Annotated in this window: 15 protein-coding genes; 7 read left to right on the top strand and 8 right to left on the bottom strand. The window is 60.6% G+C overall.

The features are described from left to right. Positions 1-31: 31 nt before the first annotated feature. The 3 genes from AC13Q5_RS26065 to AC13Q5_RS26055 all read right to left on the bottom strand — a co-directional run bounded on the left by AC13Q5_RS26065 (position 32) and on the right by AC13Q5_RS26055 (position 1,661). The gene (locus AC13Q5_RS26065; protein WP_488503652.1) at positions 32-625 is read right to left on the bottom strand and encodes a class I SAM-dependent methyltransferase; all 594 of its coding nucleotides are present in this window, start codon (positions 623-625) and stop codon (positions 32-34) included. Between the two features lie 135 nt (positions 626-760). After that, positions 761-1,339: a flavodoxin gene (locus tag AC13Q5_RS26060; protein ID WP_488503651.1), complete on the bottom strand. Its 579-nt coding sequence runs from the start codon at positions 1,337-1,339 to the stop codon at positions 761-763. 70 nt (positions 1,340-1,409) lie between these two features. Then, on the bottom strand, positions 1,410-1,661 hold the full coding sequence (locus tag AC13Q5_RS26055) for a hypothetical protein (RefSeq protein WP_143525414.1): 252 nt from the start codon (positions 1,659-1,661) through the stop codon (positions 1,410-1,412). A gap of 584 nt (positions 1,662-2,245) precedes the next feature. Between AC13Q5_RS26055 and AC13Q5_RS26050 the strand changes: the two genes are divergently transcribed. Both AC13Q5_RS26050 and AC13Q5_RS26045 read left to right on the top strand, forming a co-directional pair. Continuing rightward, complete coding sequence (locus AC13Q5_RS26050; RefSeq protein ID WP_075852759.1) at positions 2,246-2,971, top strand: response regulator; 726 nt, start codon at positions 2,246-2,248, stop codon at positions 2,969-2,971. Further along, positions 2,968-4,467: a sensor histidine kinase gene (locus AC13Q5_RS26045; protein ID WP_488503650.1), complete on the top strand. Its 1,500-nt coding sequence runs from the start codon at positions 2,968-2,970 to the stop codon at positions 4,465-4,467. Before AC13Q5_RS26050 ends, AC13Q5_RS26045 begins: the two co-directional genes overlap by 4 nt. Before the next feature lie 148 nt (positions 4,468-4,615). On the opposite strand, the gene AC13Q5_RS26040 is transcribed toward AC13Q5_RS26045, so the two are convergent. From AC13Q5_RS26040 to AC13Q5_RS26025, 4 genes are all read right to left on the bottom strand, one after another. Continuing rightward, the gene (locus AC13Q5_RS26040; protein WP_488503649.1) at positions 4,616-5,965 is read right to left on the bottom strand and encodes a c-type cytochrome; all 1,350 of its coding nucleotides are present in this window, start codon (positions 5,963-5,965) and stop codon (positions 4,616-4,618) included. A gap of 215 nt (positions 5,966-6,180) precedes the next feature. After that, positions 6,181-8,445, bottom strand: a complete 2,265-nt coding sequence (locus AC13Q5_RS26035) for a xanthine dehydrogenase family protein molybdopterin-binding subunit (protein WP_488503648.1) — start codon at positions 8,443-8,445, stop codon at positions 6,181-6,183. Next, complete coding sequence (locus tag AC13Q5_RS26030) at positions 8,442-8,903, bottom strand: (2Fe-2S)-binding protein (RefSeq protein ID WP_075852755.1); 462 nt, start codon at positions 8,901-8,903, stop codon at positions 8,442-8,444. Before AC13Q5_RS26030 ends, AC13Q5_RS26035 begins: the two co-directional genes overlap by 4 nt. A gap of 277 nt (positions 8,904-9,180) precedes the next feature. Further along, positions 9,181-9,900 (bottom strand): CDP-diacylglycerol diphosphatase, encoded by a 720-nt coding sequence (locus AC13Q5_RS26025; RefSeq protein ID WP_457882439.1) that lies wholly within the window; start codon positions 9,898-9,900, stop codon positions 9,181-9,183. Between the two features lie 335 nt (positions 9,901-10,235). Here AC13Q5_RS26025 and AC13Q5_RS26020 point away from each other — a divergent pair, with 335 nt between their 5' ends. Next, the gene (locus tag AC13Q5_RS26020) at positions 10,236-10,439 is read left to right on the top strand and encodes a hypothetical protein (RefSeq protein ID WP_075852753.1); all 204 of its coding nucleotides are present in this window, start codon (positions 10,236-10,238) and stop codon (positions 10,437-10,439) included. 104 nt (positions 10,440-10,543) lie between these two features. On the opposite strand, the gene AC13Q5_RS26015 is transcribed toward AC13Q5_RS26020, so the two are convergent. After that, positions 10,544-10,891, bottom strand: a complete 348-nt coding sequence (locus AC13Q5_RS26015; RefSeq protein WP_488503647.1) for an NIPSNAP family protein — start codon at positions 10,889-10,891, stop codon at positions 10,544-10,546. A gap of 551 nt (positions 10,892-11,442) precedes the next feature. Here AC13Q5_RS26015 and AC13Q5_RS26010 point away from each other — a divergent pair. The 4 genes from AC13Q5_RS26010 (at position 11,443) to fdxA (ending at position 15,742) form a co-directional block, all read left to right on the top strand. Continuing rightward, positions 11,443-11,916: a (2Fe-2S)-binding protein gene (locus AC13Q5_RS26010; RefSeq protein ID WP_075852751.1), complete on the top strand. Its 474-nt coding sequence runs from the start codon at positions 11,443-11,445 to the stop codon at positions 11,914-11,916. After that, positions 11,916-12,899 carry an FAD binding domain-containing protein gene (locus tag AC13Q5_RS26005; RefSeq protein WP_488503646.1) on the top strand — a complete coding sequence of 328 codons (984 nt, stop codon included), beginning with the start codon at positions 11,916-11,918 and terminating at the stop codon, positions 12,897-12,899. The genes AC13Q5_RS26010 and AC13Q5_RS26005 overlap by 1 nt, the downstream gene beginning before the upstream one ends. Next, positions 12,896-15,184: a xanthine dehydrogenase family protein molybdopterin-binding subunit gene (locus tag AC13Q5_RS26000; RefSeq protein WP_488503645.1), complete on the top strand. Its 2,289-nt coding sequence runs from the start codon at positions 12,896-12,898 to the stop codon at positions 15,182-15,184. Before AC13Q5_RS26005 ends, AC13Q5_RS26000 begins: the two co-directional genes overlap by 4 nt. Before the next feature lie 216 nt (positions 15,185-15,400). Then, positions 15,401-15,742: a ferredoxin gene (gene fdxA, locus AC13Q5_RS25995; RefSeq protein WP_075852749.1), complete on the top strand. Its 342-nt coding sequence runs from the start codon at positions 15,401-15,403 to the stop codon at positions 15,740-15,742. The last annotated feature ends 4 nt before the right edge of the window (positions 15,743-15,746 follow it).

The following is a 15,746-nucleotide window of genomic DNA, read 5'->3' as shown; positions in this document are numbered from 1 at the left end:
ATGTCGCGGGATGATTGGCCGATGAGGGAGGTTACAGGGCTACGAAAACAATACCGTAGTGATAGGGCGGTAGCTCGACTACGGCCCGGGACCTGAAGCCGCCATGCTCGACAATCGCGGCGACATCCGCCGGCGTCATGCGCATCTCGGTCTTGGGGCCGCGCGGCAGTCCAAGCACCGTGGTCTCCTCGCGCGGTCGTGCCTCCCAGTTGACGATACCAAACGATCCCCTGGGAGCGAGCACCGAATGAACGGCTTGGACGAGGCCGAGCTGATCCGGTACGCCATGAAACGTGTTCGCCATCAGGACATAATCGACATTTTCGGGAAGGTGGTCTGCAATGTCGCGGGCATCGGCACGGATCCACTGCCGCACGGAGACGGCTTGCCGATCGACTTCCGCTCTCGCCATTTCAATCATGGTTTCATCCAGATCGAGTGCATAGACCTTTCCGGCGACGAGTTTTGCCAGCGGCGCGGTGAAGTAGCCGTCACCGCAGCAAAGATCGAGAACGGTCATGCCGGGCTTGATGCCAAGTGCTTCGAGGAGCGCCAGCGGATTTGGCCAGAGCACTGTCCACCAGTCGCGATCCGGCATCGATGTCGCAGGAAATGCTTCACCCATTGAGAATCTCCGCAGATGGATGGCCTTAGGGAATACAGCATATCATCGAGGTACGAGCCGCAGAATAGAGCGCCATCGTGACATCAAGCCGCGGCCCGGCAGCCGGGGCAGTGCAATCCAACCGCGTCGGCAAGCTTACAGAGCTTGCGGTCCGTCCTTTGGCAGGTTTTTGAGAGCCCAGGACGCGATGGCCTTGTCCGCCAGCCTCTCCGTGACCTCGAATTCGCTGATCATCAGGCTGGACAGAAGCGAAGCGCTGCGTGCCTGCGCGGCAAAATTCCTTTCATAACGCGCCGGTTCCAACACATATGTGGCAAAGGGGGCAACCTTCCGCCCGCCGAAATCCGTGCGTTCGAGGAAGCTCATGACTGGCGGCGTGATGGTATTCCACCACACTGGGCCTCCGACGAGGATCAGGTCGTATTTCGACAGATTGGGAAGCCCATCGAACAAGGGGGGAAGCTCGCCCGTTTCCAGCTCGTATTTGGATTGCTCGGCTGCGCGCTGCATGTCGAGAGGATAGGGATCGCGCATCTGTATCTCGAAGAGCTCGGCCCCCAGAAACGCACGGAGCTTTTCGGCGACCGCTCCGGTGTGGCCGGTATAGGAATAATAGACGACCAGGAACCGCCGCTCGTCTGCGGCGAAGCTCCATCTGGGTGCGGCGGCCGCAGCCACCATTGATGTCAATACGGTGCGGCGGGAAAGGTGCATGGGTTTTCCTCCCGATTTCAATGAGGCTTTCAGATGCGGAAGATGACGGGACAATTTCGACTGCGGGCAATCATTGATGCCGCGCAGGTAAGGCGCCCATCGATGCCACGGCCCTCTGGGCGGGCAGCATACGTTCGCCGTAAGTCTGCATTGCCTCATCGAGACGCCGCTCCAGAATGGCGGGATCGGTTTCGCCCTCATCGGCAAATTTCATGAGCTCGCGGGCGGCGATGATCGCCGGCCGGTCGGCAAACTCCAGTTCGTGCCGGGCGCAGAAGATTTCGAGAACGCGGCGAAGTGTTGCGATCTGTGATAATTCCATGGCCAATTCCATATCCTCCTGTCAGCGTCGATATTCTCGACCGGGCAAGTGATTTTCGAACGGGAGGTTAGGATGCTGATGTCGCAGCTTTGTGCCGGAGATGTAAAAGCCTGTCGCCGGCGCTGGCAGCGCCAGCCATAGGCTCCGGTACAGACCGGCGCTGCAATGATTATCGGACAGCTGCCGCAAGCGGCCTATTTTGCAGAGGGTGCAACAGGATTTGACCATGGCCGAAGCCAGGTGATTTCACCGCCGCATTCCGTCGAGACGGAGCATATCGACGGTCCGAGAGCTGCGACAGCTTGTTACAAATTTGCCGGTCCGTGGCACATCCATGTGACAACAACCCTATAGTTTGTCAGCTGCGGGGAGATGCTTTTGGGCGGAATACTGATTGGATTTCGAGGACAGTCTTGATGAAATCCGGATCCTCTCGATACGGCTTGCATCGGCACTCGCCGGGCTTTCAGGTGGGAGCGCCGCTTACGACGCAACCCCTCGATCTATGTGAAACTTTGATACACTTTTTTCGATGCGGCTCGAAGCGGCCTTCTGTAAAGTGACTTCAGATCGTGGAAACTGTCATGCAAAAAGCCGCCCATATCGCCGTCGTCGATGATCATTCGGACATAAGGGACCTTGTCGGCCAATATCTCGAGCAGCAGGGCTACAAGGTCAGCGTCGCCGACAGTGGGCTTGCCTTGAGGCGGGTCCTTGAGCGCGGTGCCGTAGATCTGATCGTTCTCGATGTCATGATGCCGGGCGAAGATGGCCTCTCGGTCTGTCGCTATTTGAGGGCGACGACGGATACTCCCATCATCTTCCTGACGGCCATGAGCGAGGATACCGACCGCATCATCGGCCTTGAGCTGGGGGCCGACGACTATCTGGTGAAGCCGTTCAATCCGCGCGAATTGCTCGCACGCATCCGGGCTGTCTTGCGCCGGGTCAATGGTCTGCCACAGCAGCAGCGGGAAACGCTGAAGAAGGCCAGGGTCGTTCGTGTCGGTCAGTGGCGCGTCAACATGGGGCGGCAGGAGCTTTCCGGTGACGATGGCGTCGGCATCCCGCTCAGCACCGCCGAATTCCGGCTTCTGAAAGTCTTCCTCGAACGCCCGGGCATTGTGCTCAGCCGCGAGCAGCTTCTCGACCTGACGGTCGGCAGGACGGCCGACATCTTCGACAGAAGCATCGACAATCAGGTGAGCCGCCTGCGCAAGAAGATCGAGCCGGACCCGAAGAACCCTTCGGTCATCAAGACGCATTGGGGCGGCGGCTACAGCCTCTCGGCGGATGTGGGGTTCGAATGATCTACTGGTGGAGGAGGAGCCTTGCCGCTCAGTTCATCGGTTTTACCCTGCTTGCCCTTGTCGTCTCGCAGTGTCTGACATTTTCGATTTCCTGGGACGAACGCACCAAGGCGCTGCACGCGGCCATGAAGAGTGAATTCTTCAGCCGCTGCGCCTCCGTCACGCGGTTGATGGAATCCATGCCCAAGCCGCTGCGTGAACAGGCTCTGCTTGCCAGCGAGACCAGCTATTCGCGTTTCTGGCTAACTCCTATGGAGCCGACGGATGCCCGTGAATGGCGCTCGCGTGCGGCAAGCGAGCTTTCCCGGCCGATCGAGAATTTCATCGATCTCGGCGCGAAATACGGTTTGCGTTCGAACATCGATGTCGATCATTTGACGTCCGGACAGGCGATGGCGGCCAATGCCAGCGAGGGCTGGACCACCCCGCCCGCGGTCCTGTGGAGCTTGCCGCAACCTGCGAAATTCGTCTACTTCGGCGACCGCAATGGATACGGCCTGACCATCAAGCTCAATGACGGAGTCTGGCTAAACACCGCATTCTACAAGAATGTCGGCGACCGCTGGTGGGATATGAAATCGCTCACCTCGCTTGCGACCACGGCGCTTATCCTATCGCTGATCGGTGTCTTCATCGCCAGCCGCATCGCGCGCCCGCTAAGACGGCTCGCCGTTTCGGCGGAAGCCCTGGGACGCGGCGAAAATCTTCCGCCGCTGCCCGAAGAAGGGCCTGACGACATCAGGCGCACGGCCGAGGCATTCAACAGAATGCAGGAGCGTCTGCATCGCTTCGTCGATGATCGCACCCGGATGCTGGCCGCAATCGGCCATGATCTCAGGACGCCGCTGACTTCGCTTCGGTTGCGGGCGGAATTCGTCAAGGATGCCGATATCCAGCAGAAGATGCTGGCGACGATCGACGAGCTTCAGAGCATGACGGAAGCCGCCATTTCCTTCGCGCGTGGTGAATCGACAGCCGAGGAAACGCGGGCCATCGAACTGGAGGCACTTGTCGGCAGCATTTGCGACGACCTTGCCGATCTCGGCCTGCCGGTGGAATATATAGAAGGACCGAAGACGACCTATCGCTGCCGGCCCGATGGCTTGCGCCGCGCCGTTCGCAATCTCACGGAAAATGCGGCGCGCTATGGCGGCCATGCCAAGGTCTATATCTGCCATTCGGCCAGCACCATCGATATCGTCGTCGAAGACAATGGCCCGGGCATACCCGAGGACATGAAGGAAAAAGTCTTCGCGCCCTTCTTCCGTCTGGAAGCGTCGAGAAACAGAGGCACGGGCGGAGTCGGACTGGGCCTGTCGATTGCCCGCGCCGTTGCGCGGCAGCATGGCGGCGATATCCTGCTTCAACCCAACAATCCCGGTCTGAAGGCCATTATCTCCCTGCCACAGGAAGGGCAGGTCAAGATGCCGTCGTCGCGGGTGAGCAGGAGAAGAAAGCGGGCACAATCGCTCAAGCTTGCCGGGCAGGAACGCTAAGGTCTTCCATCCCGCCTGCTGAAAGACCTTGCCAGACAAAATCACGCGAAGCAGTTCGGTGATTGCGCCGAACCGCTCGCTGTTCGAAATCCCGTATGCCGCCCTCCATCCTTCCTTGTCACCGCCAAGGATGGGGCACGGCCAGAAACTACCGCATCTGCAATATGATCGGGCTGCTGCTGGCCGGATCCGTATGCTCGCGCAAGGCCTTCACATCGTTTGCTGCAACCGCTCCGCCGTGATTTCCCCAGGACGAGCGCACGAATGTCAGGACATCGGCGATCTGCTGGTCCGAAAGCTGCTGGCGGAACGGCGGCATGCGATAGGCGTCCGGGATCCCGTTCGCCACCACGCGGCTGGAGCCGTTCAACGTGACGTTGATCTGGGACGCGTTTTCCTTCGTAAGCGAAGCGGCGGAGCCGGCGAGCGGCGGAATCCATTGCTGCTTTCCGCGGCCGTCGACGCCGTGACAGAAACTGCATTTTGCGACGAATGTCTGGGCGCCCGGAATCTGCTGGCGGGCGGGAAGTGCGACATTCTGCGCCGTGGCATCATCATATTGCCAGGGCGTTCCGTCACGGGCGGGATCGCCCGGCAATGACTTCAGGTAATGACTGATGGCCTTCAGATCGTCATCGTTCATGAACTGTGTCGAATTGTTAAAGGCATCCGCCATAGAACCGAAGACGACGGCGTGGGTATTTCTGCCATTCTTGAGGAAGGCGTAGATATCGTCCTCGCTCCACCGGCCAAGACCGGTGTTGGGATCGCCGCGCAGGCTCGGAGCGTACCAGCCGTCGAGAAGCGCGCCGGAAAGATAGAGCGGGCTGCTTTCGTCGAGCGCCTTTTCCGCCATGGTGATCGCTCGCGGCGTATGACAGCTGCCGCAGTGCCCAGGCCCCTGAACGAGATAGGCGCCCCGGTTCCACTGGTCGTCGCCGGCCGTTTTTGGCTGATAGGTTCCGCCCTCGGTAAAGACCGCGTTCCAGAGTGCCAAAGGCCAGCGCATGTTCATCGGCCATTTGATGTCGGAGGACTTGTTCGCCTGCTGGACGGGTTCGACCCTGCTCGTGAAATAGGCATAGAGCGCACGAATGTCGTCGTCGCTCATCTTCACGTAGGAGGGATAGGGCATTGCCGGATAGAGGCGATGTCCGTCGCGGGCAATGCCCTGGCGGACGGCACGGTCGAAATCGGCGAGCGTATAGTTGCCGATCCCGGTTTCCTTGTCCGGCGTGATATTGGTCGTGAAGATGGCGCCGAGCGGCGTTCCCATCTGCAGCCCACCGGCAAAGGGGGCGCTCTTCGGCGTGCTGTGACAGGCAACGCAATCGCCGAGGCGCGCGACATATTCGCCGTGCTGCAGCACCTCTTCCGAGGGCGGCTGCGTCGCGGCGACATTGTCGAAGGGGGATGCCGGCGTGCGGGTCACGAACCATGCGACGCCGCCGGCTGCAAGCACGACAATCAAAAGAAGAACCAGAAGAAATTTCTTCAAGGGTGTGCCCTCATGTCTTTGCTTCGGGATTTCGTACTCGGCTAGAGCATGATGCCGAAAAGTGTGATCGGTTTTCGGACGACATCATGCTCTACGCCTTTGATTCTAGAGCCGAATGAGATCATCCGGCTCTAGAGAGGGAGCCAACCACGCCGGCTCTCGATCCAAGAGGGATCGGGAGCCGGAATTGTGCCTGGCGCAGAGGAAGCTGCGCCTCAGCTTTCAAAAGTGTAGTTGGAGAGAGGCATGCTGCGGATCCGCTTGCCGGTCAGCGTGGACACCGCATTGGCGACTGCCGGCGGAATGGCCGGAAGCCCCGGCTCGCCGATGCCTCCCATCTCGGCACCACTCTCGACGATGCGGACGTGGACGCGGGCCATGCGATCAGGCGGCAGGATCGGATAGAGGTCGTAGTTGCGTGCGACGGGCTCGCCGTTCTTGTAGACGGCTTCCTCCATCAGCACTTGCGACAATCCGAGCGCGGTTGCCGAATTGATCTGCGCTTCGATGATCGCCGGATTGACGATGCTGCCGGGGTCTATGGCTTCCCAGACATCATGCACGACGACCTGCCCGTTGCGGATCGAGACTTCGGCGATCGCCGCAGTATGACTGCCGAAGGGCGAGGCCATGGCCACGCCTCGTGCGCGCCGCGAACCGTCATCTCCGGTAAAGGGGCCACGTTTCCAGCCGCCGGAGAGATCGCCGACCGCCTTCAGGAGGTTGCTCAGCCGCTCGTTCTTCTGCAGCAACTTCATGCGCAGCTCATAGGGGTCCTGCCCGCCCTTGTCGGCCAGTTCGTCCAGGAAGGTTTCGTAGAAGAAGTCGTTCATGGAATTGCCGACCGAGCGCCAATAGGCCAGCGTCGTCGGGTTTTTGACGTAGATCTGCGCGATGCGGTAGTTCGGGATCGCGTAGGATTTGCCGCTCAGACCCTCCAGGGCTGTCGGGTCCAGCGAATCCTCCTTGTGACCGTAGACGCCCTCCGTCGGTCCCTCGCAAGCACTGATGGCCTCGAGTGCGACCGGCATGCCGTTGGCATCGAGCGCGCCGCGGAAGCGCACGGCCGCCATCGGGCGCATAGGGTCGCGCAGAAACTCCTCCTCGCGGCTCCAGATGAGCTTGATCGGCCGCCCAACCTCTTTTGCAAGCTGGATGGCCTGCGGATAGGGATTGGCGGACGGATACAGGAAGTGCCGCCCGAAGAAGCCGCCTAGAATAGGGCTGTGGAGCGTCACTTTCGATGGATCAAGCCCCGTCAGCTTGGCGATATCAGCCTGGAATTGCTCGGGGGCCTGGTTGGGCATCCAGATTTCGAGACTGCCGTCCGGATTGAAGCGGGTCAGAGTGGATGGTGGCTCCAGCTGCGCGTGATGCAGATACTGGCTCTTGTAGGTTGCCGAAACGACGGTCTTGGCCCCATCGAACGCTTTGGCAATATCACCGACATTCTCCGCTTCCTTGCCATTGCCCGGCTCGTTGGCGAGCTTGTCGTTGAAGGCCGCGGTCGAGAAATCCGCGGGCATATAGCGGAGGGCGGGATCGGCGTCCGAGCCGGGCTCGCGCCAATCGACCTGCGCGGCCTCGGCTGCACGCTTGGCATTCCACCAGCGTTCGGCAACGACAGCAACGGCGCCGGGCAGGCTATGGACGGAATGAACGCCCGGCATTGCCTTGAGCTGATCCTCGTTGCGGATCTTGCCGATTGTCAGGCCAAGGCGCGGGGCATGCTGGACGGCGGCATGCAGCATGCCCTCGACCTTGCAGTCAATTGCGTAGACCGCCTTGCCCGTCGACTTGTCATGAATGTCCAGCCGTTCGACCGGTTTGCCGATCCAGCGGAATTTGCTCGGGTCGCGAAGTGTCACGCTTTCGGGGGCGGGAACGGGCAGATCCAGCGCCTCCGCAGCGACATCGCCATAGGCGAGGCTCCGTCCCGATGCGGCGTGAATGACGCGGCCGGGCTCGGTCGTAAGCTCGGTAATGGGTGCGTTGAGGCGCGTTGCAGCCGCCTGCAAAATCATGTTGCGCGCCAGCGCGCCGAGCTTGCGCATGGTCTCATAGCTGGTGCGCACCGACATGCTGCCGCCGGTGATGCGCATCTTGCCGTGCACGACAAGATAGTCGCTGCCCGTCGGCGCATTTTCGACGATGAAGGTCTTCGGATCGGCATCGAGTTCTTCGCCGACGATCTGGGCCATCGCCGTGAAAACGCCTTGCCCGCCCTCGACGAAGGGGCTCATGAAACGGATGGTGCTGTCCGGGCGGATTTCGAGGAATGCCGGAACGCGGGTGCCTGGAGGCATTGGGTTTGCCGCCTGCTGGGCTCTTGCGCGGCCAACTGGAACGCCGAAACCAAGCACGAATGCGCCGGCTGCGGCCCCGGCAGAAGTCAGGAGAAAGTGCCGGCGCGAGATGTTCACCGGAGATCCGGTCGGGAATTCATCTTCCGGAACGAGATTGCGGCTGGTCTCGGTCATAGCGTTTCTCCTTCCTTGGAGGAGAGATCTTTGACCGCCGCCTTGATCGCATTGTAGGTGCCGCATCGACAGAGATTGATCATCGCCGCGGCGATCTCGTCATCGGAAGGATTGGGCGTTTGCTTGAGGAGCGCGGTCGCCGCCACGACCTGCCCCGATTGACAGTAGCCGCATTGCGGAACCTGATGCTTGACCCAGGCGGCAACCACCCGCTTGCCAATCGGGTCTGCTTCGAGCGCCTCGATCGTGGTAATCTGGCGACCGACGACGCTGTCGAGCGGCGTCACGCATGAGCGCACCACTTCCCCGTCGACGAGGACCGAGCAGGCACCGCATTGCGCCAGTCCGCAACCATATTTCGTGCCGGTCATGCCCAGCTCGTCGCGGATGATCCAGAGGAGCGGCGTGTCTCCGTCCGAATTGACTTGATAGGACTGGCTATTGATCTGAAGATTCATGAGGCGCCTCCTGAGGCTTTCGATGGCGAGCCTTCGATGCCAGGCGCTGTGCGATGATCTGAATGCTCGGCAATCGGACGGCGCATAGTTCAGGCTCACAACCCGGACTATAACACTGAACCGACCGCATCAAAAAGATTAGTATGTAAATCGCGATAGAAGTTAGAAACCAGATTCATAAATCGGCTTCCAAGCTCATTTTGCTCGTGCAAAGAGAGGCCGCCGCATCGAAGGGATGATCGATGCGGTCCTCGCGCCAAGCCGTAATACGCTGATTCTAATGCGTAATCGCGCAGCTATGGTCCTGCACATCCTCGCCGCCCATGCCGGGCACCGCGACATCCGTCAGGACGATGAAGCCCGGGCCATCGGCGAAGTTGGCGCCGACCACCACAAGATTGTGATCGCCCATTTCCTTTGCCGGGTCCTTCAATGTCCGGGCCAGCGCCAGGAACGGATTGAAATCGCCCAATGTCTCGCCTTTGACTCGAACCGCCGTGAACTTGTGGCCGGCGATTGCATCAGGAAGAGGTGCCCAGTCGGCACCTATCTTGTCGGCATCGGCCTTGAGGGCAGCCCGCGCATCGGCGCTCAGGCAATCGACGTGGATATGCAATTGGTTCTGCGAGCGTGCCTGTTGCGCGTTGACGGCCAGGCTGAGGCCGTCACGCGGGAGTGCGTGCGGCAATCGGGCATCGACATCACCCTGCTCGGCCCAGGCGTCGGCAAAGAAGTTATGTGTTGCAGGATCGAGGAGTGCTGCGCTCTCCATGCCCGTGATCTTATCGGTCGGAATGAGCAGAACTTGCGCAACGCCGCGCAGATCCTTCAGCATCGCGTAGTGCTCGGTCGCATTCACCGACAGACAGGGCGCGGTTTGTACGACGCACTTGTCATGAACAATCTTCCAGAGCACGTCGGAGTCGGCAAAGGCCGGCGCAAAGAGGAGGGGAAGGAAGGATACTGCAAGAACTGTGACGCGACGCAAGTATGTCATGGCAGGAAATTTCCCTGGTTCAAACCGTTGGCATTGTCCGAGATTCCGGAGGGCTTAGCACAGGCCTATTAGGCTGATGTGACGGCTTGACGGCGGCAAGCGTCAAATCCGGGCAGGCGCGTGCCGTAGAGATTCCGCAATATCAGCTTCGCTTCATCTTGGGTTAAGGCCGCTTTCAGTTTGGTTGCCTAAATGGCAGGTGCCGGGGAAAACCATGCCTCGCCCTGGGGAGGAAAAGGTCGCTTGCAGTGGTCTTTTAAGCATCCGCTGCGAGGCGTTCGCAACGCTCGATCGCCGCAATTTTGCGGCAGACACAAAACGATCAGGAGCTTGAAATGGGTATCGGAAAGCTGATTGAAGAAGTTGCAGGTGCCGTGGCTGCAGACGAGGCCGTTGAGGCCGTCGACCCGAATGCCGGTTTCCTGACGAAAGCCGCCGCTGCCGTCGCTGGCTTCGAAGGCGTCAACAAGCTGACGGACGTGCTGAAGGACAAAGAACAGGAGCCGTCCGCCGACAATAGCGGCGATCAGAACGGCTGACTGTGAAGCGGCAGCGGCGTCTGCCGAGTAGATTTTGACTGTGAAGCTGGAAGCCGGGCCTGTCCCGGCTTTCTGATTCTCTGGGCATGGCTCCCTATCCGTCTTCAGCCATTGACCTCGGCGGAGATAAGAGGGCGAAAGAATCCGGTCGGCTGCAGGATCGAACTGGCGATATTGGCAACGATCTGGCCCGGTGCCTCGCTCTTTGCCAGAGCCTCCTTCCAGGCCGGATCAGCCACGAATTCCGCCCATTTCCGCTCGCGCTCCTCCAGCGATTGCCATTCGAGGAAATAGATGAGGTCGTAGCTGGAAGGCCCGATCATCGTCGTCCAGAAACCGAGGGGGCGGATGCCGAGCCGGTCCCAGATCGCCAGCGTCGCCGTTTCGAAACGCTCCTTGAGCGCTGGCAGCTTGCCGGGCAAGCAAGTATAGATGCGCATTTCATGGATCATGGAAAATCCTCCTTGAGTGAATTCAGAGCAGGCCGGATCTCTCCCAGAGAGCCCGATTTAAAAGTAGTTGAGCGATAACAGCAGGTTGTGATTCCCTTTTGGCGCCGAATCAAAATGGGTTTCCGATGACCTAGGTCACTATTGCTCAATTTGAGCATAACAGAGGCGCATTTCGGTTTTCAAGTGATTTCACGGACCAGGGATGGGCGTTGATCGATCCTCTTATCCCACCCGCACGCAGTGGCGGGCGACTGAGGACAAATAACGGAGGCTCTTTCGGCCCCACCTCTTGCCCATCCTTCACTCGGTTCTGGTTGGATTTGCCCCCATGTCGGGGCTTGACGAAAACAAGCCAGGCATTAATTTAAACGGAGGCGCCTCCGTTTACTATCGGCGTCCTTCGCTTCCTAATTCAGATGAGTGCCGACCGTGACGCCAGAATTCCATCGGCCTCGTCTTCCTGAAAGAAACCTATAGCAACCGGTAGACCGACGGGTAGATTCTACTAGATTCCGCAGGTCTCATCTTCGTGACGATGGCAGGAGCTTATCATGACACGAACCATCCATATCGCGCTCGACATAAACGGGCAGCGCCACGAACTCGATATCGAGCCACGTGTGACGCTGCTCGATGCGCTGCGTGAGCATCTTTCCCTCACCGGCACCAAGAAGGGCTGTGACCAGGGACAATGCGGCGCCTGCACCTGCCATGTCGACGGTAAGCGCGTGCTATCCTGTCTGACGCTTGCCGCGCAGGCCGAGGGGCGCGAGATCACGACGATCGAGGGGCTGACCGGCGAGGCCGGCGACCTGCATCCGGTGCAGGCCGCTTTCATCGAGCATGACGCCTTCCAGTGCGGCTATTGCACGCCGGGCCAGATCATGTCGGCGGTCGCCTGCATTCGCGAAGGACATGCCGGTTCGGATGCGGAAATCCGCGAATACATGTCCGGTAATCTCTGTCGGTGCGGGGCTTATAACAGCATCGTTGCAGCGGTGCGCCAGGCAGCGGAGGTGGCGTAATGCGAAACTTCTCCTATCTGCGCGCCACATCGACAGCCGAGGCCGCTCAGGCGGCGCAACAGGCCGGCGCCCTGCTGCTTGCCGGCGGTACGACACTGCTCGATCTTGCCAAATGCGGCGTGGATGAGCCTGATACGGTCATCGATATCACCCATCTCTCCGACATGAGCGGCATAACGGTGGATGCAACCGGCGCAACCATCGGCGCGCTCGCCAGAATGAGCGAGATCGCCGATCATAAGGATATCCGCGCGGCCTTCCCGGCCGTTTCGGAATCGCTGTCACTTGCCGCCTCCGCCCAGCTCCGCAACATGGCGACGATCGGCGGCAATCTTCTGCAGCGGACACGCTGTTCCTATTTCCGCGATCCAGGCACTTTCCCGGCTTGCAACAAGCGCAATCCAGGCTCCGGCTGTTCGGCGATTGGCGGTGTCACGCGCAATCACGCGGTGCTCGGGACGAGCGAGGCCTGCATCGCCTCCTATCCCGGGGATCTGGCTGTCGCTCTGGTCGCATTTGACGCCGTAGTTGAGACGGATAGCCGCAAAGTGGCCATCGACGATTTCTTCCTCGTTCCCGGGGACACGCCGAACAAGGAAACGGTCCTGCAGCGCGGCGAGATCATCATTGCCGTCACGATCCCTTCCTCCGCCGCTGCCCGGAACTCCACCTACATCAAGGTCCGCGATCGGCAGTCATACGAATTTGCCGCTGCGAGCGCCGCTGTTGGTCTGGAGCTGGAAGCCGATGGCAGGACCATCCGCGATATTCGCGTGGCAATTGGCGGCGTGGCCACCAAGCCGTGGCGGGCGCGCAATGTGGAACAGGCGCTCATCGGCAAGGTGCTCACTCCGGAGGCCGTCGAAGCAGCCAGCCGTCTCGCCATGGAGGGCGCCGTCTCTCACGGCGGCAACCGCTACAAGATCGAACTTGCGCCGCGTGTCATCGCCCGCGCCATTCTGAAGACGGGAGGTCTTGCATGACCATGATGGAGCCACGCAAACATGGCGATGCTTCCGACGGTACGGTCGGCGGTCGTCAGTCGCGCTTCGAAGGCAATATGAAGGTGACGGGGACTGCGACCTATGCGCTGGAATACCCGGTTGAAAACCTCGCCTATGCTGTTCTCGTCCAGAGCACTATTCCGGCTGGCCGCGTCATCAAGGTCGATGCTTCGGCAGCGCTCGCAATGCCGGGCGTGCTGCTGGTGCTGACGCCGGAGGATGATCTCGGTCTTAAACTTTCGGCTGACTGGGGCGGCAACAAGCCCGCCGACGGCCCCTATTATCCGCTGCCGCGCGAGGTGCGCTTCAATGGGCAGTCGATTGCGGCCGTCGTCGCCGAAAGCCGCGAACTGGCGACGGAGGCCGCCAGGCTGGTGCGCGTCACCTATGAAGAGAGCAAGCACGTCGCCGACCTCAACGATCCGAATGCCGGCGAAGGCAAGCTCATGGAACCGCTTTCGATTGCCTGGGGCGATGCAGAGGCCGCCTTTGCCGCTTCCCCGGTGCGGATCGAGGCGGAATATTCGACGCCGCGTGAATATCACGTCGCGATGGAGCCGCACGGGCTGACGGCGAAATGGGATGGCGATCAGCTGACCATTTGGGAGCCAAGCCAGTGGTCCCACGGCATGGCGCGCATGTATTCGGAATGGTTCGACATGCCCTATGAGAATGTCCGGATCATCTCGCCCTTCATCGGCGGCGGTTTCGGATCGAAGGGCGTGCCGCTTGCCTATGGCGCGGTCGCCGTGGCGGCTGCAAGAAAGCTCGGCCGGCCGGTGAAACTCGCGGTCACCCGCCCGCAGAATTTCACGAGCTATGGCGGGCGCGCCGCGACGACACAGAAGATCGCGCTTGGCGCGACGGAGGATGGCATCCTGCAGGCGATCGTCCATCGCGGCGCCAGCGAAACTTCCGTCGATGCGGACTGGCCGGAGCAGACGGGAGCGGCAACGTCGATCCTCTATAAGGTCGAGAATTTCTCCTCGCAGCATCGCGTCGTGCCGGTCAACAGCGTGACACCAGGCGCCTTGCGCGGCCCGGGCAAGAACCCGAGCGCCTACGGCATCGAATGCGCGATCGAGGAACTGGCCTACAAGCTCGGCATGGACCCGCTCGAGCTGAGGCTGAAGAACTATGCCGATCACGACTATCAGTCCGGCAAGCCCTGGTCGACGCGCCGGCTGCGCGAGGCGCTGACCGAAGGGGCCGAAGCTTTCGGCTGGTCGCGGCGCAGCCACGCGCCGCGCTCGATGCGCGACGGCAAGACGCTGATCGGCTGGGGTATCGGCTGCGGCACCTTCCCGGTTATCCGTGCCCCGAGCGAAGCGATGATTCGCATTCTTGCCAATGGTCGGGTCGAGGTCGTCAGCGGCGCCATCGACATGGGGCAGGGGACCTACACGATCCTCGCCCAGAGTGCCGCGGAAGTCTTCGGAATTCCGGTCGATCAGGTCGAAGTCTATCTCGGCGACTCACGATTGCCCGGCGCGGCGATCGCCGGCGGTTCGATGCTGGCCGGCTCGATCATGGGAGCAGTCCATAAGGCTGCGGTCGCCGCTCGCGACGAGCTTATCGGCCTTGCGCTCAGCGATGCCAATTCGCCGTTCCGTGAGACGGGCGCGAACACCCTGAATTTCGCCGAGGGTCGCATTGCGGCACCCCGCGGCGAGGCGCCGTCGCTGACGCTGGCGGAACTGATGTCCGCGCTGAAGCGCGAGGAGATCGAAGTCCGGCGCAATACCTTGCCTGAGGGCGCAAATGCACAAGAACAGCTTCAGGCATGGACGACCATGGCAAAGGTTCAGGGGCCGACCATGGGCGATTTTTCCATGCACAGCTGGTGTGCCCATTTCGCCGAAGTACGCGTCGATGAGGATTTCGGTACGGTGCGTGTCTCCCGCATGGTCTCCGCCTTCGATTGCGGCCGTCTCTACAATCCAAGGCTGGTCGAAAGCCAGTGGCGCGGCGGCATCATCATGGGCATCGGCCAGGCGCTTCTCGAAGAAGGGTTGGTCGATCAGCGCAACGGGCGAACCGTCAACAACAATGTTGGCGATTACCTCGTGCCGACAAATTCCGACATTCCGGACATCCAGGTGATCTCCGTCGGCGTGCCGGACCATCAGGCCTCGGCGCTTGGCGGTAAAGGTGTCGGTGAAGTCGGCATCGTCGGTGTGGCGCCGGCGATTGCCAATGCCGTATTCCATGCCACCGGCAAGCGCGTGCGCGACCTGCCGATTACATTGGAAAAGTTGCTCTAGGGCAGGGAGGGTCGAGCCGCATTGCGCAAAGCATGCGGCTCGATTGCTTAGAGGCTATCTCAATGCCGGCGCGCGTGACTTTCGAGGTGTCGCTTCCTGCGCCAATGCGTTGCCTTTTCGGCAATGAAAGCTCCGAAAATCGGTGCTTCTTCAGAACGCATCCGTTTGTCATAATTCGTTGCAAAGCGCCCTTGAGAGCGCAGCGAGGCGAACGTCGTGGCTTACGTAATTACCGAGCCCTGCATTGATACGAAGGATGGCGCCTGCACCGTCGCCTGTCCGGTGGATTGCATCTACGAAGGTGGGCGGATGTTCTACATTCACCCGGACGAATGCATCAATTGCGGCCTCTGTCTCTCCGTCTGTCCCGTCGATGCCATCCTGTGGGACGAGGAAATGCCGGCGGAGCGGTTGTTTTTGCGTGAGGTCAATCGCGATTTCTTCGCTGATGGCGTAACCGGCTGGGGTGCGCCCGGCGGCTGGGACAAGAGCCGAACCACCAGCCTGGACCATCCTTTCGTGGCGTCTTACGGCACTACGCCTGAACATCGATTGTGATGCG

This window comes from Martinezella sp. CNPSo 3964 (genome assembly GCF_057784375.1).
The sequence above is the reverse complement of the archived record's forward strand: the minus strand, read 5'-3'. Positions and strand labels throughout refer to the sequence as shown.